The sequence below is a fragment of the Brevundimonas sp. NPDC055311 genome, assembly GCF_053645695.1.
Window position 1 is genome coordinate 117140 of the sequence record NZ_JBSHMV010000001.1, and the last position, 22130, is coordinate 139269.

At 67.1% G+C, this 22130-nt stretch carries 22 protein-coding genes and 1 tRNA gene; 9 read left to right on the forward strand and 14 right to left on the reverse strand.

The window, feature by feature from the left end:
* Nucleotides 1–49: 49 nt before the first annotated feature.
* Nucleotides 50–2080 (forward strand): lytic transglycosylase domain-containing protein, encoded by a 2031-nt coding sequence (locus ACWIDZ_RS00570; RefSeq protein WP_453988628.1) that lies wholly within the window; start codon nt 50–52, stop codon nt 2078–2080.
* On the opposite strand, the gene ACWIDZ_RS00575 is transcribed toward ACWIDZ_RS00570, so the two are convergent.
* The 4 genes from ACWIDZ_RS00575 to ACWIDZ_RS00590 are packed head-to-tail and all read right to left on the reverse strand — an operon-like array spanning nt 2081 to nt 5254.
* Nucleotides 2081–2848 carry an ABC transporter ATP-binding protein gene (locus ACWIDZ_RS00575; RefSeq protein ID WP_453988627.1) on the reverse strand — a complete coding sequence of 256 codons (768 nt, stop codon included), beginning with the start codon at nt 2846–2848 and terminating at the stop codon, nt 2081–2083.
* A complete protein-coding gene (locus tag ACWIDZ_RS00580; RefSeq protein WP_346486891.1) occupies nt 2836–3825 on the reverse strand; it encodes a FecCD family ABC transporter permease in 990 nt (329 codons plus the stop codon). Before ACWIDZ_RS00580 ends, ACWIDZ_RS00575 begins: the two co-directional genes overlap by 13 nt.
* Nucleotides 3822–4616 (reverse strand): ABC transporter substrate-binding protein, encoded by a 795-nt coding sequence (locus ACWIDZ_RS00585; protein WP_453988626.1) that lies wholly within the window; start codon nt 4614–4616, stop codon nt 3822–3824. The genes ACWIDZ_RS00580 and ACWIDZ_RS00585 overlap by 4 nt, the downstream gene beginning before the upstream one ends.
* Nucleotides 4617–4621: 5 nt before the next feature.
* Entirely contained in the window at nt 4622–5254 is a 633-nt protein-coding gene (locus ACWIDZ_RS00590) for a TetR/AcrR family transcriptional regulator (protein ID WP_291775039.1), read from the reverse strand.
* A 209-nt stretch (nt 5255–5463) separates the two neighbouring features.
* On the opposite strand from ACWIDZ_RS00590, the gene ACWIDZ_RS00595 reads away from it, so the two are divergent.
* The 3 genes from ACWIDZ_RS00595 to ACWIDZ_RS00605 are packed head-to-tail and all read left to right on the forward strand — an operon-like array spanning nt 5464 to nt 8518.
* Complete coding sequence (locus ACWIDZ_RS00595) at nt 5464–6792, forward strand: glycosyltransferase family 2 protein (protein WP_453988625.1); 1329 nt, start codon at nt 5464–5466, stop codon at nt 6790–6792.
* 17 nt (nt 6793–6809) lie between these two features.
* Nucleotides 6810–7706 carry a class I SAM-dependent methyltransferase gene (locus tag ACWIDZ_RS00600; RefSeq protein ID WP_453988624.1) on the forward strand — a complete coding sequence of 299 codons (897 nt, stop codon included), beginning with the start codon at nt 6810–6812 and terminating at the stop codon, nt 7704–7706.
* Nucleotides 7706–8518 carry a TrmH family RNA methyltransferase gene (locus ACWIDZ_RS00605; protein WP_453988623.1) on the forward strand — a complete coding sequence of 271 codons (813 nt, stop codon included), beginning with the start codon at nt 7706–7708 and terminating at the stop codon, nt 8516–8518. The genes ACWIDZ_RS00600 and ACWIDZ_RS00605 overlap by 1 nt, the downstream gene beginning before the upstream one ends.
* Here the strand turns inward: ACWIDZ_RS00605 and ACWIDZ_RS00610 are convergent.
* Together ACWIDZ_RS00610 and hrpB are read right to left on the reverse strand one after the other, a co-directional pair.
* Nucleotides 8515–9804 carry an MFS transporter gene (locus ACWIDZ_RS00610; RefSeq protein ID WP_453988622.1) on the reverse strand — a complete coding sequence of 430 codons (1290 nt, stop codon included), beginning with the start codon at nt 9802–9804 and terminating at the stop codon, nt 8515–8517. The genes ACWIDZ_RS00605 and ACWIDZ_RS00610 overlap by 4 nt on opposite strands.
* A gap of 64 nt (nt 9805–9868) precedes the next feature.
* A complete protein-coding gene (gene hrpB / locus ACWIDZ_RS00615) occupies nt 9869–12304 on the reverse strand; it encodes an ATP-dependent helicase HrpB (RefSeq protein WP_453988621.1) in 2436 nt (811 codons plus the stop codon).
* A gap of 158 nt (nt 12305–12462) precedes the next feature.
* Between hrpB and ACWIDZ_RS00620 the strand changes: the two genes are divergently transcribed.
* Complete coding sequence (locus ACWIDZ_RS00620; protein WP_453988620.1) at nt 12463–14121, forward strand: amino acid permease; 1659 nt, start codon at nt 12463–12465, stop codon at nt 14119–14121.
* Nucleotides 14122–14267: 146 nt separating this feature from the next.
* Nucleotides 14268–14352: transfer RNA gene (locus ACWIDZ_RS00625), tRNA-Leu, on the forward strand.
* 6 nt (nt 14353–14358) lie between these two features.
* On the opposite strand, the gene ACWIDZ_RS00630 is transcribed toward ACWIDZ_RS00625, so the two are convergent.
* Nucleotides 14359–15186, reverse strand: coding sequence for an NAD(P)H-hydrate dehydratase (locus ACWIDZ_RS00630; protein ID WP_453988619.1), 828 nt, complete (start codon nt 15184–15186; stop codon nt 14359–14361).
* A 118-nt stretch (nt 15187–15304) separates the two neighbouring features.
* Here ACWIDZ_RS00630 and ACWIDZ_RS00635 point away from each other — a divergent pair, with 118 nt between their 5' ends.
* Nucleotides 15305–15643 (forward strand): P-II family nitrogen regulator, encoded by a 339-nt coding sequence (locus tag ACWIDZ_RS00635; RefSeq protein WP_121482972.1) that lies wholly within the window; start codon nt 15305–15307, stop codon nt 15641–15643.
* Between the two features lie 60 nt (nt 15644–15703).
* Nucleotides 15704–17113 (forward strand): type I glutamate--ammonia ligase, encoded by a 1410-nt coding sequence (gene glnA, locus ACWIDZ_RS00640; protein ID WP_291775014.1) that lies wholly within the window; start codon nt 15704–15706, stop codon nt 17111–17113.
* 55 nt (nt 17114–17168) lie between these two features.
* Here the strand turns inward: glnA and ACWIDZ_RS00645 are convergent, their stop codons facing one another.
* The 4 genes from ACWIDZ_RS00645 to ACWIDZ_RS00660 are packed head-to-tail and all read right to left on the reverse strand — an operon-like array spanning nt 17169 to nt 19586.
* Nucleotides 17169–17816, reverse strand: coding sequence for a CatB-related O-acetyltransferase (locus ACWIDZ_RS00645; RefSeq protein ID WP_312217847.1), 648 nt, complete (start codon nt 17814–17816; stop codon nt 17169–17171).
* Nucleotides 17817–17869: 53 nt separating this feature from the next.
* A complete protein-coding gene (gene tatC, locus ACWIDZ_RS00650) occupies nt 17870–18757 on the reverse strand; it encodes a twin-arginine translocase subunit TatC (protein WP_338574818.1) in 888 nt (295 codons plus the stop codon).
* Complete coding sequence (gene tatB, locus ACWIDZ_RS00655; protein WP_453988618.1) at nt 18754–19347, reverse strand: Sec-independent protein translocase protein TatB; 594 nt, start codon at nt 19345–19347, stop codon at nt 18754–18756. Before tatB ends, tatC begins: the two co-directional genes overlap by 4 nt.
* 23 nt (nt 19348–19370) lie before the next feature.
* Nucleotides 19371–19586 (reverse strand): twin-arginine translocase TatA/TatE family subunit, encoded by a 216-nt coding sequence (locus ACWIDZ_RS00660; RefSeq protein WP_003166998.1) that lies wholly within the window; start codon nt 19584–19586, stop codon nt 19371–19373.
* Nucleotides 19587–19699: 113 nt separating this feature from the next.
* Between ACWIDZ_RS00660 and rnhA the strand changes: the two genes are divergently transcribed.
* The gene (gene rnhA, locus ACWIDZ_RS00665) at nt 19700–20152 is read left to right on the forward strand and encodes a ribonuclease HI (protein WP_291775001.1); all 453 of its coding nucleotides are present in this window, start codon (nt 19700–19702) and stop codon (nt 20150–20152) included.
* Here the strand turns inward: rnhA and ACWIDZ_RS00670 are convergent.
* The 3 genes from ACWIDZ_RS00670 to ACWIDZ_RS00680 are packed head-to-tail and all read right to left on the reverse strand — an operon-like array spanning nt 20149 to nt 22084.
* A complete protein-coding gene (locus ACWIDZ_RS00670; RefSeq protein ID WP_291774997.1) occupies nt 20149–20607 on the reverse strand; it encodes an NfeD family protein in 459 nt (152 codons plus the stop codon). The genes rnhA and ACWIDZ_RS00670 overlap by 4 nt on opposite strands.
* Before the next feature lie 3 nt (nt 20608–20610).
* Entirely contained in the window at nt 20611–21579 is a 969-nt protein-coding gene (locus tag ACWIDZ_RS00675; protein WP_434735051.1) for an SPFH domain-containing protein, read from the reverse strand.
* 52 nt (nt 21580–21631) lie between these two features.
* Nucleotides 21632–22084, reverse strand: a complete 453-nt coding sequence (locus tag ACWIDZ_RS00680; protein WP_291774990.1) for an NUDIX hydrolase — start codon at nt 22082–22084, stop codon at nt 21632–21634.
* Nucleotides 22085–22130 lie beyond the last annotated feature (46 nt).

Sequence of the window (22130 nt, forward strand, 5' to 3'; positions counted from 1 at the left end):
TTGCCCGCCGCTTGGCCGCAACCAAAGATGAATGAGGATCAGATATCTGATGATCGCGACGACCGTGGCCGCCGCCCTGGCGATACTGACTCCACCGGCTCAGGATGTGCTGAACAGCGCGCCGGTCCCCTACTCCGCCAGTCAGGGCGGAATCATCAACAGCCAGGACGCCGCCCTGGTGCAGCAGGGCCTGACGGCCGCGCGGGCGCGCGACGTCGTCGGAACCCAGTCCATCATGGCCCGCATTTCCGATCCGACCGCACGCAAGCTGGTCGAATGGGCCCTGGTGGACACCTCGGACAAGCAGATGTCCTATAGCGACCTGGCGCTGGCTCAGACCGATCTGGCGAGCTGGCCCCGCGGCGATTCTCGTCGAGCGGCGGGCGAGCGCGCTCTGGACATGGCGGGCCAGTCGCCGGACGCCGTCCTGGCCTTCTTCAACGGAACCGCCCCCACCACGGCCCAGGGCGCCATCGCCCTGGCCGGCGCGCTGGAGCAGACGGGCCGCCGCCAGGAGGCCCAGGCCCTGATTCGCGACTGGTGGCGCACCCAGAGCTTTGAAGAAGCCCAGCAAAGCCGGATCTATTCGCGCTGGAGCGGCTGGTTGACCAGCGACGACCATGTGGCGCGGCTGGACATGCTGCTGCTGGGACCGCACGGCCCGGCGACGCGCGCCATGGTCGCCCTGGTTCCGGCCGACCGCCAGGCCGTCGCCAACGCTGTGATGTCGCTTCGAACGGCCTACGCCCCGGACGCCATCGTCGCCGGCCTGTCGCCCGCGCAGGCCAACGACCCGGCCGTGGTGCTGGAACGGGTGCGCCTGCTGCGCTCCGCCGGCCGTCAATCCGAGGCCTTCCCGCTCCTGTCCGCCTTGCCCGCCGCCCCCTCGCACGCGGACGGCCAGAACACCCTGTGGAGCGAACGCCGCAACTATTTCCTCGACGCCCTGCAACAGGGGAACGCTCGCGCCGCCTACGCCGCGATGAACGGCCACGGCTTCCCTTCGGGCGAACGCAAGGTCGACGCCGAATTCTTCGCCGGCTGGGTGGCTCTCACCAAGCTGAACGACCCGGCGACAGCCGCCCAACATTTCGAGGCGCTGCGCAACGCCTCCTCGACCCCGATCACCCAGGGGCGCGCCCTCTACTGGCTGGGTCGTGCGGCCGAGGCGCGCGGCGACCGACAGGGCGCCCAGAATTGGTATCAGGCGGGCGCCGCGCACTGGCAGACCTTCTACGGCCAGCTTGCCGCGGAAAAGGCCGGCGCGACCACCCTGACCCTGCCCGGCGAGCCCACGCCCTCGCCCGAGGACGTCAATCGCTTCGAGGGCAATGAGGTGGTGCGGGCGACCCGCATCCTGGGCCAGATCGGCGAGAAGAACCTGATGCGGGTCTTCGCCTACCACCTGGATGACACCCTGCCCTCGCCCTACGATCTGTCGCAGCTGTTCGACCTGATGCAGGGCTATGGTGATCAGTTCGGATCGATGATGGTCGGCCGCGCGGCCAGCCAGCGTGGCTTCGTCATGCCCGAGCGGATGTATCCGATCCGCCTTCCGCAGCAGGTTCCGGGCATGGCCCCCAATGAGTTCGCCTTGGCCATCACCCGTCAGGAATCCAGCTTCGACCCTCTGGTTCGTTCGGGCGCCGATGCGCGGGGGATGATGCAGCTTCTGCCAGCCACGGCGCAGGGGGTGGCGCGCCGCATGGGCCGCACATTCAGCGCCGAACAGCTGTGGGACCCCGAGATCAACATGACTCTGGGCAGCTATCATCTGGGCGAGCTGATGAACAATTTCGGCGGATCGCCCTTACTGGCCGCCGTCGGCTACAACGCCGGACCGGCCCGTCCGCCGCAATGGACCGCCCGCTGCGGCGATCCGCGTCAGGCCCAGGTCGATCCCATCGACTTCATCGAGTGCGCGCCCTTCACCGAGACGCGCAACTACATGATGCGGGTGATGGAGAACATGCAGGTTTATCGCGCTCGGCTGAACGGCGGCTCGGCTCCCCTGACCCCGTCGGCGGATCTGGCGCGCGGCACGCCGCCGAACGCAGGCCCGCGGCCCTATCAACCCTGACTACAGGCGACGGGTCGCCAGAATCGGCCCGACCAACGCCTCCAGCCAAACGGCGTCGAGGTTGAAAACGGTCTTCAGAATGCGCGGCGACAGGGCCTCGGTCGGCGCGCCTTCAGCCGCCGTGCGCCCCTGATCCAGCACCACCACCCGGTCGGCGAAACGGGCCGCCAGGGTCAGATCGTGCAGGCTGACCAATATCCCGCGTCCAGCATCAGCCCGGGCCCGCAGCCGCTCCAGCACCAGAAGCTGGGCGTCGGGGTCCAGCCCCGCGATCGGTTCGTCCGCCGCCAGCAAGGGCGCTGGAGCCGTCAGGGCGCGGGCCAGCAGGACGCGCGCCCGCTCACCGCCCGACATCTCGGCGACGCCGCGATCCGCCAGATGGCCGACGCCCACCTCGTCCAGCGCGGCGCGAGCCCGGTCCAGGGCGGCGGCGCCCGCCAGGAACGGCGCGCCCAGCGCCGCCAGCTCGACCGCCGGAAGATTCCAGGCGATGGAACGGTCCTGCGGCAGATAGGCCGCACGCTCGCCCCGCTGACGCTCGGACAGCCGTCGCGCCTCGTCGCCGCCCAGACGCGCGGCGCCCTGCGTCAGTCGGACCAGCCCCAATGCGGCGCGCACCGCCGTCGACTTGCCCGCACCGTTCGGCCCGCACAGGGCCACAACCTCGCCCGGCCGCACGGACAGGGAAGCGCCCTTCAGCACTTCCGCGCCGCCGACACGGGCGTGCGCGTTCGCAAGCTCCAGCAGCGCCGCCGTCACAGCCGCCACTCCCGCGCGGCGCGCCAGGCGATCAGGGCGAACAGGGGCGCGCCGACCAGGGCGGTGAAGACGCCGAGCTTCAACTCCTGATCCGTGGGCAGCATCCGCGCCGCCAGATCGGCGATCACCAGCATCAGGCCGCCCGCCAGCGCCGAGGGCGGGAGCAGCCTGCCCGGATCGCCGCGCACCGCCGCACGCACCAGATGCGGCGCCGCCAGGCCGACGAAGCCGATGACGCCCGCCACCGCCACCGCTGCGCCCGCCGCCAGGGCCGCCGCCGCCAGCGCCAGGACCCGCATCCGGCCCATCGACAGGCCAGACGCCCTCGCCGCCTCTTCGCCCAGCGTCAGCATCCGCAGGCCGGGCGACGCGCTTCGCGCCAGCAGGGCGGCGATCAGGACGGCCGGCGCGACCCAGGCGACGTCGATCCAGCTGCGGTTCTCGACCGACCCCAGCAGCCAGTTCATCACCTCGGCCGAGGCGATGGGCGACGGCGAAAGGTTGAAGATCAGAGCGGTCAGCGCGCCGGCGAAACTGGACAAGGCCACGCCGAACAGGATCAGCGCCTCGGGCGTCCGCACCCGCGCAGCCAGGGCGATCAGCAGCCCGCCGGCCACCGCGGCGCCGAACAGCGCCGAAACCTCGACCGCGCCGGGAACGGCCGCCAACCCCAGAACGATGGCCGTCGCCGCAGCCAGGGCCGAGGCGGCCGATACGCCCAGCACGCCAGGCTCGGCCAGGGGATTGCGCAACAAGCCCTGCATCACCGCACCGGCCAACCCCAAGGCGGCTCCTACGAAGAGAGCGGCGATGGCGCGCGGAGCCCGCACCAGCCACAGCACCTCGCCGGGCCCGGAAGCGGGATGGCTCAAGGCTTCGGCGTAGTCAGTGGCGCTGAACCGGGTCTCGCCCAGCGTCACAGCCAGCGCGACGGCCAGCACGATCGCGCCCGCCAGAACGAGGTTCAACACCCAGACCCTGCTCATGAGGCTTGTTCGGCCAGCTGGGCGGCGGCATCCGCTGCGAACCAGGCGGGACACGTCAGCACCGCGCCAGGCAGCTCCGCCGCCGTCCGTCCTTGCATGGCGCGACGCATCATCGGATGCCGCCCCGCCCCGCGCCAGTCGGAGCGCGCCAGATCGAAGAATCCCTTCACGAACAGGGCGGGCGGCGTCAGCAACACCCCCTCCAGCCTCAACGGCTGATAGCCGGGCCGCTCAACGCCGTTGCGAAACCCTGCGGCGCGCAGAACGGCGTCCATCAGGGAGCCTGGCCCGGTCGTGAACCCGCCTGCAGTGACATAGACGGCCTTCCGCCCCCGCCCCGTCCCTTCCGCCTTCGCCAGTCGAGAGTCCATACGCGCGATCAGGGCCTCGCCGCGTTCGACGGCGCTCACGGCCTCGGCCACGGCGCGGATGTTGGCGCGAACCCCATCCATGTCCGCAGCGTCGGTGATCGTCACCGTGCGAACCCCATCCCGCTTCAAGGTCGCGAGCAGGCGCGGATCTCCGCCCCAGTAGCGCACCGCCACGTCCGGTCGGAACCCGACAGCGGCCTCCAAGGTCGGGCGGACCCGCCGATGTCCTTCGGCCTGTGCGCGCAGCCAGGAGTCCGGGTCGTCAGCCCTGGGCGACAGGCCCAGTTCCGCATCCGGGGCCAAGGCAAGGACGAACTGATCGGCGCATTGGTCCAGAGCCATGACGCGCACGGGAGCGGCGATCGCCTCGTCACCGCCGAAGCCGGAAATCACCAAGGCCAGGACTACCGCCCCGATCATGGGCCTCACGAGGCGGTCAGTCCCGCGAACAGGGCGTCCATCTGCGTGCGAACCAGCGTCTCGCGGTCCGCCCAGTCGAAGTAAGGCTTGGTCGTCATGATAGAGACCAGGCCATGGGCGCTGGCCCAGATGACTTGCGCCAGAGTGCGCGGCTCGCCTCGCAACGCGCCCTGATCGACCGCCTCTTCCACCACGCTGACGAAAGCCCTGAACAGCTCCGCGCCGCTCTGTTGAGCCACGGTCTCGGCACCGTGGCGCGTCTGCACCGGCGGCGTCAGATAGGCGAGGCGATAGGCGTTGGGATTGGCGAAACCGAACGCCATGTAGTTCTCGATGATCCGACGCAACCGAGCAAGCGGCGGCGCGTCTTCCGCCAGGGTTCGACGGTGCTCCTCGGCCAGGGTGTCGAAGGCGTTGCGGCAGATCTCATTGAGAATCTCGCCCTTGTCCGCGAAGTGCATGTAGAGGGCGGTCGACGACAGCCCCACTTCATCCGCGATCTTGCGGATGGTGGCGCCCTCATAGCCCTGCTCGACGAAAATGCCCTCCGCCGCCGCCAGAATTTCCGCGCGGCGCTCGTGCCCTTCGCCCTTGGGCTTGCGGGTCGAACGCGACGATGCGGCAGGTGCGACCGACACTTGAGTGCTCCCCAACCTGGAACTCCTGTGATTGCGCCGTGATAGCCGCAAATGCCCGTTCAGGCCAAATATTTCACTTTACAGCCTTGTAAATATAACCTTGATATCTATCAGGGAGGGCGAGAATGCGAAGGGGGACGATCGTTCCAGCGGACGGCGATGCTCTAAGGTCCGCGCGCATCACGCTGACGCTTGGTCAGGCCGCGAGCTTGGCCTTGTTCCTCGCCAGCGGTCTGGTCGCCGCCGCCCTTGCGCCGGTATCCGGTTCGGCCGTGTTGCTGGGCCTGCAGATCGGCTTCATGAGCCTGGCCGCCTGGAGATTCTTCCTGCTCTGGACCAGCCGGGGTTGGAGGCAGCCTGAGGCGTCGCCCCAACCGCCGGATCAATGGCCGCGCTACACCGTTGTGGCCGCCCTGTATCAGGAGACCGCCATCCTGCCGCAGTTGATCGAGCGGCTTTCCGAGATCGACTATCCCAGCGACCGGCTTGAGGGCTATCTGGCGCTGGAGGCCGACGACGTCGAGACGATCAGGGCGGCGCAGGATCTGGCCCGTCCCGACTGGCTTCAGGTTCTGATCGTGCCGCCGGGCGCGCCGAAGACCAAGCCTCGCGCGCTGAACCACGCCCTGTCCCGCTGCACCGGCGACCTCATCACCATCTATGACGCCGAGGATGATCCGGATCCGTTCCAACTGCGTGAGGCGGCGGCGCGGTTCAGCCAAGAGGGAGAAGGCCTGGCTTGCCTTCAGGCGCCGCTTCGCATTCGACGCCGGGGCAAGGGCAGCGCCAGCCCCTTCCTTGACCGACAATTCGCGGCCGAATACGCCGCCCTGTTCGAAGTCACCCTGCCGGCCATGAGCCGCCTCGGCCTGCCCTTTCCACTAGGCGGCACCAGCAACCATTTCCGCGTCCCGGTGCTGCGAGCACTGGGAGGTTGGGACGCCTGGAACGTCACCGAGGACGCGGACCTGGGCTTTCGAATCTGGCGCGCCGGCTATCGGCTGGGAGTCATCGAGAGACCGACCTACGAGCCTCCGCCAGGCCCCCTGCGTCTCTGGCTTCCGCAACGCACGCGTTGGCTGAAGGGCTATCTGCAGACCCTGGCCGTTCATACGCGTTATGCGGAAGGGATGGGCTGGAGAGGCTGGACCGCGCTGGCCGCGACGGTTGGCGCCGGCGTTGCGTCCGCCGCCATCCACGCCGTCTGCGCCGCCTGGGTGTTCTGCGTGGCCCTGACCGCCCTCGTAGCCGGAGGCCTGCCTCATTTCTCGCCGCAAGGCAGCGTCGTGCTTGTGTCGGGCATCGCCGCCGCATGGCTTTTGAAGCATCGAGGAGCGCGACAGGCGGGCGGCGCCTATGGCCTGGGCGATATGGCAGCCTCGCTCGCCTATTGGTGCCTGCTCAGCCTGGCCTTCGCCCATGCCGTCATCCGGCTGATCTTGGAACCTCATCACTGGGACAAGACGCCCCATCATGCGGAGCCCGATCCAGAGATAAGCGCGATCGACGGCGCAGACGCTGGACGAGCGGCCGCCTGAGCGCCTAATCAGCGCCCATGGCTCCGGTTCTTTCCCCCACGCCCGAAACCCTCGTCACGCGGGGGTGGTCGGACTACGCCCTTCTGGACAGCGGCGACGGCCGCAAGTTGGAGCGCTACGGCCGCTACACCGTGGTGCGCCCCGAGCCGCAATGCTTCTGGAAGGCCCATGACGAAAGCGCCTTCGAGCGCGCCAACGCCATGTTCGACCCGCAGCAGGAGGAAGAGGACTCCGGCCGCTGGCGCTTCGACCAGCACGGTCCGATCGACGCCTTTCCCCTGCAATGGCGCGACGTGCGCTTCATGGGGCGTTTCACCCCGTTCCGGCACCTGGCCTTCTTCCCCGAACAGGCGGCCAACTGGGAATGGCTGGACGCTCGCGTCCGCACCTTGAAGCAGCCGAAGATCCTGAACCTGTTCGGCTATACCGGCGTCGCCAGCCTGGCCTGTTCGGCGGCAGGCGCGCACGTCACCCACGTCGACGCCTCGAAGAAGTCCGTGACCTACGCCCGCGAAAACGCCGAACTGTCAGGTCTGGCTGATCGTCCCATCCGCTGGATCGTCGAGGACGCCCGCAAATTCGTGGCTCGCGAAGTGCGGCGCGGCAGCCAGTATGACGGCATCATCCTCGACCCGCCGAAGTACGGGCGCGGCGCCAATGGCGAGGTCTGGCGCCTGTTCGAGGATATGCCGGACCTGCTCAAGGACTGCGCCGCCCTGCTGTCCGACGACGCCTCCTTCCTGCTGCTCAACGCCTATGCGGCGCGGATTTCCGGCCTGTCGCTGGCGCATATGATGGCCGAGGCGACGCAGGATCGCGGCGGCCGCATCGACTGGGGCGAATTGGCGTTGTCCGAAGACGGTAAGGACGCCCGCGCCATCGGCCTGTCCTTCTTCGCAAGGTGGAGCGCCTGATGACCGAACGCCTCATCACCTCCCTGACCAACGACACCATCAAGGCCGTCCGCGCCCTACACATGCGCAAGGAACGCGAAGCCACCGGCCGCTTCCTGGCTGAGGGACTGAAGTTCATCGGCGAGGCGCTGGATCAGGGTCGCGCGCCCGTCATGCTGTTGGTCGGTCAGGACGCCCGGCCTCATCCTCTGCTTGACCGCGCCAAGGCCGAGACGCTGAAAAGCGGCGGCCAGATCATCGTCGTCACCCACGCCATCCTCGAAAAGATCAGCCGCCGCGACAATCCGCAGACGGTGCTGGGGGTGTTCGAACAGGTCTATACGCCGCTAGACGCCATCCAGCCTGACGCCAAGCCCTGCTGGGTGGCGCTGGAGCAGGTGCGCGATCCGGGTAATCTGGGCACCATCATCCGCACGGCGGACTCGGCTGGTTGCGGCGGCGTCATCCTGATCGGCGATTGCGTCGATCCCTTCTCTGTCGAGGCCGTGCGCGCCACCATGGGCTCGGTCTTCGCCGTGACCATCAGCAAGGCGTCGCGCGAAGAGTTCCTGGCCTGGCGCGCCAAATGGCCGGGCAGCGTCATCGGCACCCGCCTGGACGCCACGCACGGCTATCGCGACAGCCCTGTGCGCCACCCCGCCATCATCATGATGGGCAACGAACAGGCGGGTCTGACCGATGAACTGGCCGCCGCCTGCGACCTGAACGTCAAGATCCCGATGCGCGGCCGCGCCGACAGCCTGAACCTGGCTGTCGCGACGGGGGTCATGGTCTATGCCGTGACCGATGCGGCCTACGGCTCCAGTCTCTAGGCCTCGCCCTCGGTCTTGATGCGGCCCATGCCGATCAGGGCCAGGACCGTCAGCAGGGCCGCGACCGTCAGATAGATTCCGACCGCCTGCAGGCCGTAATGACCCGCCAACCACGTCGCGGCGTAGGGCGCCAACGAGGCTCCCAGAATACCGGCCAGATTGAAGGTCATCGACGCGCCGGTGTAGCGCACCGTCGTCGGGAAGGGTCGCGCCAGCGCCGCGCCCAGCGGCCCATAGGCGCAGCCCATCAGGCTAAAGCCGATGATGAAGAAGGCGACCACGCCGACCATCCCGCCGCTGCCGAACAGGGGCGCGAGGATCAGGCCGAACAGGGCGATGGCGACGGTTGTCACGAGCAGCGTCCTGCCCTGCCCCCAACGATCCGCCGCCAAAGCCGCCAGCGGAATGAACAGGCCGAAGAAGCAGACGCCCAGCAACTGGATCGGCAGGAACTGCTCGCGCGTATAGCCCATGCTGGTCGTGCCCCAGCCCAGAGCGAAAACGGTCATCAGATAGAACAGGACGAAGGTCGCCAGCCCGGCCAGAGTCCCGGTCAGCAAGGCGAACTTGTGATGCGCGACGAGGGTCAGGGCGGGAGCCTGGACCCGTTCGGCGCGATCGATGGCGCGCTTGAACTCGGGCGTCTCGGTGATCTTCAGCCGCATCCACAGGCCGACGATGACCAGCAGGGCGCTGGCGATGAAGGGGGTGCGCCATCCCCAGGCCATGAACTGGCCCTCGCTCATCAGCTGACCCAGAACGATGAAGGACAGCGTCGACAGGATGAAGCCGATCGGCGCGCCCAGTTGCGGGAACATGCCGAACCAGGCCTTCTTGCCCGGCGGAGCGTTCTCGGTCGCCAGCAAGACCGCCCCGCCCCATTCGCCGCCCAAGCCCAAGCCCTGACCGAACCGACACAGGGCCAGCAGCAGGGGCGCCATAACCCCGACCGAATGCCAGGTCGGCAACAGGCCGATGGCGATGGTCGACAGGCCCATGGTCATCAGGGCCGCCACCAAGGTCGCCTTGCGTCCCACCCGGTCGCCGAAATGGCCGAAGACGACAGCGCCGACCGGCCGGGCGAAGAAGGCGATGGAGAAGGTGGCGAACGAGGCCAGCATGGCCGTCATCCGGTCGCCGCCGGGGAAGAACAGATCTGGAAAGACCAGCACCGCCGCCGTGGCGTAGATGTAGAAGTCGTAGAACTCGATCGTCGTGCCGATCAGGCTGGCAAACAGAACGCGTCGCTTGGAGGCGGACGGCGGTGAAACAGCGGCGTCGGTCACGCGAAATCCTTACGGTTGACGCACGATCATTGCGGCGCGCCGCCGTCAGACGTCAAGCGGACGATCAGGTTCCGCGCGGCTTGGCCCTGCTGGTGGCTGTCGCATTGGCCGGGTCTTCCGGCCATGGGTGGCGCGGATAGCGGCCGCGCATCTCGCTACGCACCGCCGACCACGATCCAGCCCAGAAACCCGGCAGGTCCTTGGTCACCTGAACCGGCCGTCGGGCTGGCGACAGCAGGCTGAGTGTCAGGGGCGCACGCCCGCCGCCGACGGTCGGATGGGCCTTCACTCCGAACAGCTCCTGCACGCGGATTTCGACGCGCGGCCCGCCCTCGGCGGCATAGTCGATGCTTGCGCTACCCAGCGGCGTGGTCAGGCGCGTGGGCGCCAGATCATCCAGCTTGCGCTGCAGGTCCCAGGGGATCAGGCCGCGCAGAGCCTCCGCCAGCCGACCGTCGCTGATGTCGGCCAACGACCGCGCCCCGTCCAGCAGCGGCCACAGCCAGTCCTCGCGCGACGCCAGCAGACTTTCGTCCGAAACATCAGGCCAAGCCTCATCCAGCCCCCGCAGGAAAGCCAGGCGCGCCCGCAGCGCCTTCGCCTGTTCGCCCCAGTTCAGGACGCCGAGGCCGTCCGTCTCGATCTCCGCCTTCAGCGCCGCCGTCATGGTCGCCCGGTCCGGCGCGCCGACGATCTTTTCATCCAGCACAAGGGCGCCGATGCGGCGAATGCGGCGGATCACCGGCTTGCCTGACGGCTCGCGCGTCAACCGATCCTCGACCTCGATCAGATGCGCCAGGTTACGCTCCAGCGTCGCCGCGTCCAGCGCCGCCGCCAGACGGACGCGATCACGCGTGTCTCCGCCGCCCAGTTCCGCTACGGCCAGCCAGGCCTCGCGCGCCAGATGATCCGTGGGTTCGATGAAGGCGCCGCGCCCCGAGGCCAGCAACAGCTCGCCCGACTTGCCCCTGGCGCGGGCGATGCGTTCGGGAAAAGCCTCAGCCAGCAGCAGCCCTGCATCGACCTCCCCGTCCCGCCCTGCGCCTGCGGCCCTCGCCCAGCGCTCGGCCAGCTTCATCGCATCGCGTCCACGCGGCGAACGGTCCCGCTCCAGCCCCTTGAGCCGGTCGAGCAGATCGACCCCGTTTCCGCCCAGGTCCGGCTCGCTGAGCACCGCCGCGATCCTCGCTCCGCCAAGCGCATCGCCCTGATCCGAGGCGACGGCCGCCATATGCGCCAGGCGCGGCGCCAAGGGGATGCGAGTCAGGCGTCGACCATGCGCCGTCAGATCGCCCTTGACGTCCAGCGCCCCGAGACGGGCGAGCGCCTTGCGCGCCTCCGCCATCGCTCCGGCGGGTGGCGGATCCAGCAGGGCCAACCCTTCCACCGACTTCGCCCCCCAGCGCGCCAGATCGAGGGCGAACGCGGTCAGGTCCGCCTCCTGAATCTCAGGCCGCTGATGCGCCACCAGACCACGCGTCTGCTCCTCGTCCCACAGGCGGTAACAGACGCCGGGCTCGACACGCCCCGCCCGGCCGCGCCGCTGCTCCGCCGAGGATCTGCTGACCTTGACGGTGGCCAGGCGGGTCAGGCCGCTGGACGGCTCGAAACGCGGCACGCGCGACAGGCCGCCGTCGATGACGACGCGCACCCCCTCAATCGTCAGGCTGGTCTCGGCCACCGAGGTCGCCAACACCACCTTGCGGCGACCATGTGCGGCGGGCTCGATGGCCCGGTCCTGCTCGCCCTTGTCCAGCGCGCCATACAGGGCGACCACGTCGACCGACGGATCACGCAGCCGCTCTTTCAGGCGCTGGACCGTGCGGTGAATCTCCCCCTGCCCCGGCAGGAAGGCCAGGACCGAGCCGGTCTCGTCATGCAGGGCCTGAACCACGGCCTTGGCCATGGCGTCCTCGAATCGTTCAACCGGGTTGCGGCCCAGATAGCGGGTCTCGACCGGGAACATCCGCCCATCGGCCTCGATGACGGGGGCGCCGTCCAACAGCTTGGACACGCCCGCGATGTCGAGCGTCGCTGACATGACCAACAGGCGCAGATCCTCGCGCAGCACGGTCTGGCTGTCACGCGCCAGCGCCAACCCCAGATCAGCGTCCAGACTGCGTTCGTGGAATTCGTCGAACAGGACGGCGCCGACGCCTTCCAGCCCCGGATCGTCCAGGATCATCCGCGTGAAGACGCCCTCAGTCACCACCTCGATTCGGGTGTCCGGGCCGATCCGGCTTTGCAGGCGAGTGCGGTATCCGACGGTTCCTCCCGCTTTCTGGCCCAGGCTGGCTGCCATGCGGTCGGCGGCGGCGCGCGCGGCCAGTCGTCGCGGCTCCAGCACCAGAATCCTGCCGCCGCCCAGCCACGGCTGATCCAGCAACGCCAGAGGCACGACCGTCGTCTTGCCCGCGCCCGGCGGCGCGGCCAGCACGACCGCAGAGGTCTGAGCCAGGGCGGCCTTGAGGGCCTCCAGAACGGCGTGAATCGGCAACATGACACGGGCTGTAGCGCCTTCGGCCTAGGTCACGAAAGCGTCGTCGGCGCGTCATCCTTCGTAAACCGCGTTGCGCCGAGGCCCTCAGATGGCTAGCGTCCCCGCCCAAGAAGGCGACCCGGGAGGGGTCGTCGCATAAATGTTGGGGGCGCACCTGCATGTCTGCAGACGGCGTAAAGCCTGCCGGAAACCGGCTATTTCTTAAAAAATCCATCGCCCAGATTCAGAAGGAAGCCGCCAAGAGCGAGCTGAAACGGACCCTCGGTCCGCTCAATCTGATGAGCCTGGGCATCGGCGCCATCATCGGCGCGGGCATCTTCGTGCTGACGGGTCAGGTGGCTTCGGCCAACGCCGGTCCGGCCATCATGCTGTCGTTCGTCGTCGCCGGCATCGCCTGCGGCCTGGCGGGCCTCTGTTACGCCGAACTGGCGTCCACCATGCCGGTCTCCGGTTCGGCCTACACCTACGCCTATGGCACGCTCGGCGAAGTCTTCGCCTGGGTCATGGGTTGGCTGCTGGTGCTGGAGTATGGCGTGGCGGCGTCCACGGTCGCCGTGGGCTGGTCCGGCTATGTCGTGTCGATCATGAGCGACTTCGGCCTGAGCGCCAGCCTGTTCCCAGCGATAAGCTATCCAGGCGGCGAAGGTCCCCAATGGGCGACTCCGCTGGTCCAGTTGGTGCAGTCCGAAGCTGGCGCTTCCTTCCCGATGACGGGCACTTTCAACCTGGTCGCGGCCGTCGGCATCGCCGCGGTTTGCGGCCTGCTGGTCCTCGGGGTGTCGGAATCGGCGAACATCAACAACGCCATCGTCGTCATCAAGATCGTCGTCCTGCTGACCTTCATCGCGGTGGGCATCCAGTATATCAATCCAGACAACTGGGTCCCCTTCATTCCCGAGCCGACGGGCCAGGCCGGTCAGTTCGGCGTCGGCGGCATCTTCCGCGGCGCAGCGATCATCTTCTTCGCCTACGTCGGCTTCGAGGCGGTTTCGACCGCCGCCGCCGAAGCCAAGAACCCGTCCAAGGACGTGCCGATCGGCATCCTGGGCGCCCTGTTCGTCTGCACCCTGATCTACATGTGCGTCGCCGCCGTAATGACCGGCGTCGTGCCCTATCTTGAGCTGGCCTCGCCGGCTCCGATCGCCGTCGCCATCGACCGTATGGGTCTGGAATGGGCCAATGTGCCGCTGGCGGCCGCGCCGGGCGGGCAACTGAACTTGGTCGCCTTCCTGATCAAGATCGGCGCGATCACCGGCCTGTCCTCGGTCATGCTGGTGCTGTGCTACGGCCAGACCCGCGTCTTCTACACCATGGCCCGCGACGGCCTTCTGCCTAAAGCGTTCTCGCGCGTGCATCCGAAGTTCCGCACGCCCTGGATCGGCACCATCGTCCTGGGCATCCTGATCGCTATCGCGGCGGCCTTCCTGCCGATCTCGATCCTGGGCGACCTGGTGTCGCTGGGCACGGCCACGGCCTTCGCAATCGTCTGCCTGTCGGTGATCGTCCTGCGCATCAAGCATCCGGAGATGGAACGTCCCTTCCGCGTTCCGGGCGGCATGGTCACGGCCTTCCTGGGGATCTGCGCCTGCCTGTTCCTGGCCAGCCAGAACCTGATTCCGATGTTCCAGCACGCTGCAGAGGACAACCCCCTGCCGCTGATGCTGCTGGGCGGCTACGCGGCGATCGGCGCCGTCATCTACGCCGCCTACGGCTTCTGGCACTCCAAGCTGGCCAAGGGCATCGACATCACCGAGGACACCGCGCTGGAAGCAGCGTCGGAAGCCTTCGGCCACGGCGTCGACAACAAGAAGGACTGATCCCGGTCGGTCCTTCGGCCTCAGGCATCGCGGAGCGCGATAGGCCAAATAATGAGAAAGGCCCCGGAGCGATCCGGGGCCTTTTTTCATGCTCGCGCGGGATTGCCGAAACCGCCGCCCTCGCCTACAGCCTCCGGCGAACCTATGCGGATGTGGCGGAACTGGTAGACGCACCAGATTTAGGTTCTGGCGCCGAGAGGCGTGGAGGTTCGAGTCCTCTCATCCGCACCAGACTTTTCAGCCGTTCATAAGATCAGCCAGGACCGCCGGAAGCCCTTGCGGCAGATCCTCGGAGATCAGCCCCGGTCCAAAGCGTCGCGCGGCCTCCGAATGCATCCACACCGCCGCCCGCGCCGCGTCGAAGCTGTCCATGTGCTGGGCGATCAGCCCCCCGATCATCCCGGCCAGCACATCGCCGCTGCCCGCCGTCGCCAGCCAGGGGGAGCCGTCGCCATTGACCGCCAGGCGGCCGTCAGGCGCAGCGATGACCGTCGCGGCGCCCTTCAGCACGATGATCGCGCCTGCTAGCCGCGCCGCCTCGTGCGCCGCGCCTTCCCGTCCCTGTCTCTCCAGCAGGCCGGGAAACAGCCGCTCGAATTCGCCTTCATGAGGCGTCAGGACGTCGTCTCGGTCCAGCCAGGCGAACAACTGCTCAGGCCTGTCGCGAAACAGCGTCAGCGCGTCCGCATCGACCACCAGGGCCGCGCCCGTACGCGCCAGAGCCGCCAGGTTCAGCGCCGTGCTCTCGTGCAACCCGGCGGCCGGGCCGATCACGACGGCGTCCATCGGGTCGGCCATGATCTGAAGCTGGTCCGGTGTCGCGAAACTGGCCAGCATCACCGCCTCCAGCGTGGGCGCCAGAACCGCAGCCGCGTCCGGCGGGCAGAAGACCTTGACCAGACCCGCGCCGATCCTCAGCCCGGCCCTGGCCGATAGCCGAGCCGCGCCGGTGGACAAGGGGCCGCCCGAGACGACGCCCAGCCGCCCACGCGCGTGTTTATGGCTCTGCAGCCCCGGCTGAGGGAGCAGATGGCGCCATTCCGAAGGGGTGTTACCGAACTTCATGTGGATTTCCGTTCACGGATGGCCTCTGGGTACGAAAATCGCTTGCCAAATTGTGCGATGCAATGTCCCTTTACCGCCCGAGCGTCGGACCAAACAAGGAGCCGCCTCGGGATCCGCCATGAAGAAGATCGAAGCCGTCATCAAGCCATTCAAGCTGGATGAAGTAAAAGACGCTCTCCAGGATATCGGAGTGCAGGGCATGACCGTGCTGGAGGCCAAGGGATACGGCCGCCAGAAAGGCCATTCGGAACTCTATCGCGGCGCCGAGTACGTCATCGACTTCCTGCCCAAGATCAAGATCGAGGTCGTGGTGTCGGATGACCTGGCCCCCGCCGTGGTCGAGACGATTCAAAACGCCGCCCGCACCGGCAAGATCGGGGATGGCAAAATCTTCATCACCACCCTTGAAGACGTCATCCGCATTCGCACCGGTGAAACCGGCGCCCAGGCCATCTAGACCAACGGCCGCCTCTCGGGGCGGCCGATTTCAATTCTCCAGCCACAGGACCTCCTCCCCATGAGCGCCGCCCAAAAGATCCTGCAAGACATCAAGGACAAGGACGTCCAGTACGTCGATCTCCGTTTCACCGACACGCGTGGGCGGGTCCATCACGTGACCTTCGACATCGGCATGGTCGATGAGGATTTCCTCGAAGAAGGCACCATGTTCGACGGTTCCTCTATCTCCGGCTGGAAGACCATCAATGAGTCCGACATGCTGTTGAAGCCCGACCTGGCGACAGCCTTCATCGATCCCTTCTATCAGCAGACGACGCTGTTCCTGTTCTGCGACGTGCTGAGCCCCGACACGGCCGAGCCCTACAACCGGGACAGCCGCTCCATGGCCAAGAAGGCCCTGGCCTACGTCCAATCGTCGGGCGTGGGCGACACCGTCTACTTCGGCCCCGAAGCCGAGTTCTTCGTCTTCGACGACGTGCGCTGGAGCACGGCCGCGCACGACACTCGCTACAGCTTCGACTCGACCGAGTTGCCCGCCAACACCGGTGCCGAATACGCCGAGGGCAACCTGGGGCACCGCCCGGGCGCCAAGGGCGGCTATTTCCCGGTCAATCCGGTCGACTCGGGTCAGGACCTGCGCGGCGAGATGCTGGCGGTCATGAAGGACCTGGGCCTGGATCCGGAAAAGCACCACCACGAGGTCGCCCCCGCGCAGCACGAGCTGGGCCTGAAGTTCAGCGACCTGCTGACCATGGCCGACCGGATGCAGCTGTATAAGTACGTGATCCACAATGTGGCCCACGCCTATGGCAAGTCGGCGACCTTCATGGCCAAGCCGATGTTCGGCGACAACGGCTCGGGCATGCACGTCCACATGTCGATCTGGAAGGACGGCAAGCCTCAGTTCGCCGGCGACAAGTACGCCGGCCTGTCGCAGGAATGTCTGTGGTACATCGGCGGCATCATCAAGCACGCCAAGGCGATCAACGCCTTCGCCAACTCGACCACCAACTCCTACAAGCGTCTGGTGCCCGGCTATGAGGCGCCGGTGAAGCTGGCCTATTCCGCCAGCAACCGTTCGGCCTCGATCCGCATCCCGCATGTCTCGTCGCCCAAGGCCAAGCGTATCGAGGCCCGCTTCCCCGATCCGATGGGCAACCCCTATCTGACGTTCGTCGCGCTGCTGATGGCGGGCCTGGACGGCATCGAGAACCGCATCGATCCCGGCGCGGCCGCCGACAAGAACCTGTACGACCTGCCGCCGGAAGAGCGTCACTCGATCCCGGAGGTCGCCGGTTCGCTGCGGGAAGCCCTGGACGCCCTCGACGCCGACCGCGCCTTCCTCAAGAAGGGCGGCGTCATGGATGACGACTTCATCGACGCCTACATCGAGCTGAAGCAACAGGAAGTCGCCCGGCTGCAGTTGCACCCGCACCCGGTCGAGTTCGACATGTACTATAGCTGCTGATCCTCGGATCAGCCTGATGCAGAAGCCCCGGACGGTTCGCCGCCGGGGCTTTTTCTTACGCTTGGTCGTAGCGGGCAGACGCTTCGATCAGAGCCTCAATGTCGTCAGCACACAACAGGGGGCGCAAGGCCTCGAACTTCCTTTCGGACCAGCCATAGACGTCGAGCGCCAGCAGAGCCTCGATCACGGCGTCCGGGAACCGCTTGCGGATCGGAACCGCTGGATTGCCCGCCACGATGGCGTAAGGCGCCACGTCCTTGGTGACGATGGCTCCTGAGGCGACGACAGCGCCCTCGCCGATCGTCACGCCGGGCATGATCATGGCGCGCATCCCAATCCAGGCGCCGTCCTTGATGACGGTGTCGCCCTTGCCCTGATAGGCGTCGAGGATGACCTCTGCGAAGGGGTAGAGGCTGAACCAGTCTGTTCGGTGCGTATGGTTGCCGCCCAGCAGGATCACCGCCTCTGCGCCGATGCAGACGCAATCGCCGATGAACAGTTGGTCGATCGGCCACTGCGGCGTCCACGCCTTGAGGCTGTACGCATCGCCATAGAGATAGCGGACGACGCTTTCCTCGAAGGAGCCGCTCCAGGCGTTGCTGTAGTAGCTGCGCCGGCCCTTGATGTGGATGTTCGGGTTGGCGACCGTCTCGTGCAGCAGCTCAACCTTGGACCAGTGCCGGTCCGGGGCGGTATGGGACATGAAGCGACCTCAAGATGCTTGTCAGCGTCCGGATCGCCTCACCGCTCCATGGATCAGGCCGTCAGTCCCTCGGCCTGATCGGCCTTCTTGCGGCGCAGCTCGATGATGCGGACGCACCAGATGGAGACCTCGTAGAGCAGGACCATCGGCACCGCCAGCATCAGTTGGCTGATCGGATCGGGCGGCGTCACCACGGCGGCGACCACGACCACGGCGACGATGGCGTATCGACGGCCCTTGGCCATCATCTGGCTGTTGATCAGGCCCGCCAGACCCAGCAGAGTCATCACGACCGGCAACTGGAAGCACAGGCCGAAGGCCAGGATCAGCGCCGTCACCAGGTTCAGATAATCCGACACCTTGGGCAACAATTCAGCCGCCACGCCTTCGCCGATGATCTGCTGGCTCAGCGAGAACCACATCACGAAGGGCAGCATGACGTAATAGACCAGCGCCGCGCCCAGCAGGAACAGCACCGGCGCTGCGATCAGGAAAGGCAGGAAGGCGCCCTTCTCGTTGCGGTAAAGGCCCGGCGCGACGAAGCGGTACAGCTGCCAGGCCAGAACCGGGAAGGCCACGATGACGGCGCCCAGGCCCGCCAGCTTCATCTTGGTGAACAGGATCTCCAGCGGCGCGGTGTAGATCAGGCGCACGCTGTTGTGGTCCACGTCCGGCACCGGGATCAGACCGGCGGTGCCCAGGATCAGGTTGAACGGCGACACATGGCCGTGCGCGCCTACCGTCTGATGAAAGGCGGCCGAAACCACATAGGGCTTCACCAGGAACAGGTAGAGCGTCTCCGAAAAGGCGAAACAGCCGATGAAGGCGATGATGAAGGCGACCACGCAGATCATCAGCCGCGAACGCAGCTCGATCAGGTGATCCATCAGGGGCGCGCGCGAAGCCTCGATCTCGGCTTCATCGTGGTCGGCGCGGCTCATAGATCGACCTTCTTGGTACGCGCGACCTTGGGCCGTGAAGCCGGCGGTTTCAGCGAGGATGTCTTAGCGTCAGGCTTTGCGGCCGTCTTTCGCGTCCTGGCCTTGGCGCCGCCGTCCGCAGAAGCGGCGCTCGCCTTCTTGGCGCGCGGTTTTGGAACGGGCTTGGGCTCAGGATTCAGGACGGCAGGCGCCGCCGCCGTATCCGGCCACTCGTCGACGCCCGTGGCCACGGTTTGGGCCGCCTCGTCCGTCTTGGTTGCGGCGGACGTGGCGACGGCCAGCGTCTCGATCGGCGCCTCCAGCTCCTTGCGGATATCCTTGAAGGCTTCGTCCGCCTCGGCGCCGAGAGCGTACATCCCCTGCCCCGATCGCAGCGCCTCGACCTCCTTGCGCAGGTCGTCCAACTCGGACTGGCGCGCCATCTCGTCGAAGCTGGCGCGGAATTCATTGGCCATGCCGCGCGCCTTCGCGACGAACTGGCCGACCTTGCGCATCAGCACAGGCAAGTCCTTTGGCCCCACGACAAGCAGGGCCACCAGACCGATGACAAGGATTTCGAACCCGCCGATTCCGGGGCCAAGACCACCCATGATTCAGCGTCTTTCGGCGAGGATCAGCGGTTCAGTTCTTCTTTTTCGGCCTCGGTGCGCGGCAAGGCGCCCGGGGCTTCCTTGCCCTTGGCGTCCGTGTCGTCCTTCAGGCCGTCCTTGAAGGCGCGAATACCCTTGGCGGCGTCGCCCATAATGCCCGACAGCTTGCCGCGGCCGCCGAAAAGGACCAGCACGACGACGACGACGATGGCCCAGTGCCAGATGCTCATGGAGCCCATGGCGATACCTCCTCAAGGGGACTCACCGAGACGCGGCCCCACCAACTGATTGTTGTGCGTCATATAGGCTGAGTGATGGCGACGCGCCAAGGGACGCTGTACGCATCGCGGCCATGAGTCTCAACGATCACGTCATCATCCATACCGACGGCGCCTGCAAGGGCAATCCCGGCCCCGGCGGCTGGGGGGCGATCCTGCAAACCGCCGGCGGGCACGAAAAGGAACTCTGGGGCGGCGAGCCCCTGACAACCAACAACCGCATGGAGCTGATGGCGGCGATCATGGCCCTGGAGGCGCTGAAGCGCCCCTGCCGCGTCGACCTGCACACCGACAGCAAATACGTCATGCAGGGCGTGACCGAGTGGATTCGCGGCTGGAAGGCGCGCGGCTGGAAGACGGCCGACAAGAAACCGGTCAAGAACGAGGACCTGTGGCGGCGCCTGGACGAAGCCCGCAGCCGCCACGAGGTGAAATGGCACTGGGTCAAAGGCCACGCCGGTCATGCCCTGAACGAACGCGCCGACGGCCTGGCCAATCGCGGGGTGGCGGAGATGCGCGGGCGCTAGACCGCCCGCACCTTCAGCAGAGGACCGGATACTGATTCGATGATGACGCTCTCGCCCGCCAGGGGCGAGGCGCCCTCGATTTCAGCCGGCCATTCCGAGCCGGACACGAAGACCCGGCCGCGACCGCCGACGAAGGCTTCGACCACGCGGGCGCGTTCGCCGACCAGACGGATGTCGCGATCATTGATGTCGGGCTGATCCTTGGGGTTCACCCGCTTGATCAGACGACGCGACAGGACGGTGGACGCCACGGTCAACGCGGCGAAGACGCCGATCTCGACCGGCAGGCCCAGTTGCGGCGCCAGCGCCGACAGCAGGGCTGTCAGCCCCGCCGACACCGCCGGCCACAACAGCCACTCGGTCGAAGCCGTAGCCTCGATCCCCAGCAGGACCACGCCGACCGCCAGCCATAGCCAGAACGGCTGGGCGGCGTAGAGGGAGACGAACCAATCCATGGCCTACTCCGTCGTCGGCACGGCGCCGCCCGAACGACGCTGCGCGGCGCGCGGCGCAGCCTGACGCGCGTCCGTGCGGACCTGCTGCTGCTCCTTGGCCAGGCCGACCAATTCGCCGACGCCGGCGATGGTGCCGACCAGGGCGCCCATTTCCGACGGCACGATGACCGTCTTCTGTTGCGGGCTGCGCGCCAGTTCGGCGAAGGCCTCCACATACTTCTGGGCCACGAAGTAGTTGATGGCGTTGACGTCGCCACGGGCGATGGCCTCCGACACCATGGCGGTGGCCTTGGCCTCGGCCTCGGCTTCACGTTCGCGGGCCTCGGCGTCGCGGAACGCGGCTTCGCGCCGGCCCTCGGCTTCCAGGATCGCGGCCTGCTTGGCGCCCTCGGCGCGGGCGATGGCGGCCTGCTTCTCGCCGTCCGCCTCGGTGATGACGGCGCGACGCTCGCGCTCGGCCTTCATCTGACGGGCCATGGCGTTGGTGATGTCGACCGGCGGCGTCAGATCCTTGATCTCGATGCGGTTGGCCTTGATGCCCCACGGCTCGGTCGCGGCGTCGATGACGTGCAGCAGGCGGGTGTTGATGCTGTCGCGCTGGCTCAGCACCTCGTCCAGCTCCATCGAGCCGACCACGGTCCGCAGGTTGGTCATGCACAGTTGGGCGATGGCGTAGGTCAGGTCGTCGACGCGATAGGCCGCCTTGGCCGCGTCCATCACCTGGATGAAGACGATGCCGTCGACCTTCACCATGGCGTTGTCGCGGGTGATGACCTCCTGGGTCGGCACGTCCAGCACCTGCTCCATCATGTTCATGCGACGGCCGATACGCTCGACGAACGGAGTCAGGATGTGGATGCCCGGCGTCAGGGTCTTGGTGTATTTGCCGAACCGTTCCACCGTGAATTCACGGCCTTGCGGCACGATTTTGATCACGCTGAACAGGAAGATGAGCGCGAAGACCGCGAACATCACAAAGAATATCAGCGAAAAATTCATAAGGCCCTCCAGTTGGAAGGAGAGCTTAACCGCCCCGACGACGGCGCGCTACAGAATCCGGTTCCGTCAGCATGACATCCGCGTCAGCCATCGTGCGTGCGATCCCGATAATGCGGCGCGTCTCTTCCCAGTCCACCTTGGCCAGGGCGGTCTCGAACGGAAAGAAGGCCGCCTCGGCCGCATCGTCGCCCGCGACTGGCGCGCCAGACAGCCACCGGGCCGCATAGTCGATCAGAACGTAATGTCGCCCCGCCTCCGGAAAGAGCCCGTCCACCACATCGACCAAACCGATCAATTCCGCCTCGACGCCGGTTTCCTCCCGCAGTTCGCGCAGGGCTGCGTCAGCCAGACGTTCGCCCGGCTCCAGACGCCCGCCGGGCAGACTCCATTCCCCCACGCGCGGCGGCGTGCCGCGACGGATCAGCAGCACATCATCGCCTTTCAGGCACACCACGCCCACAGCCGGCGTCGGAATCATGTTTTGCCCTTGAATTGACCGCCAGAAGGCAAGGTTTTGCGCTTCC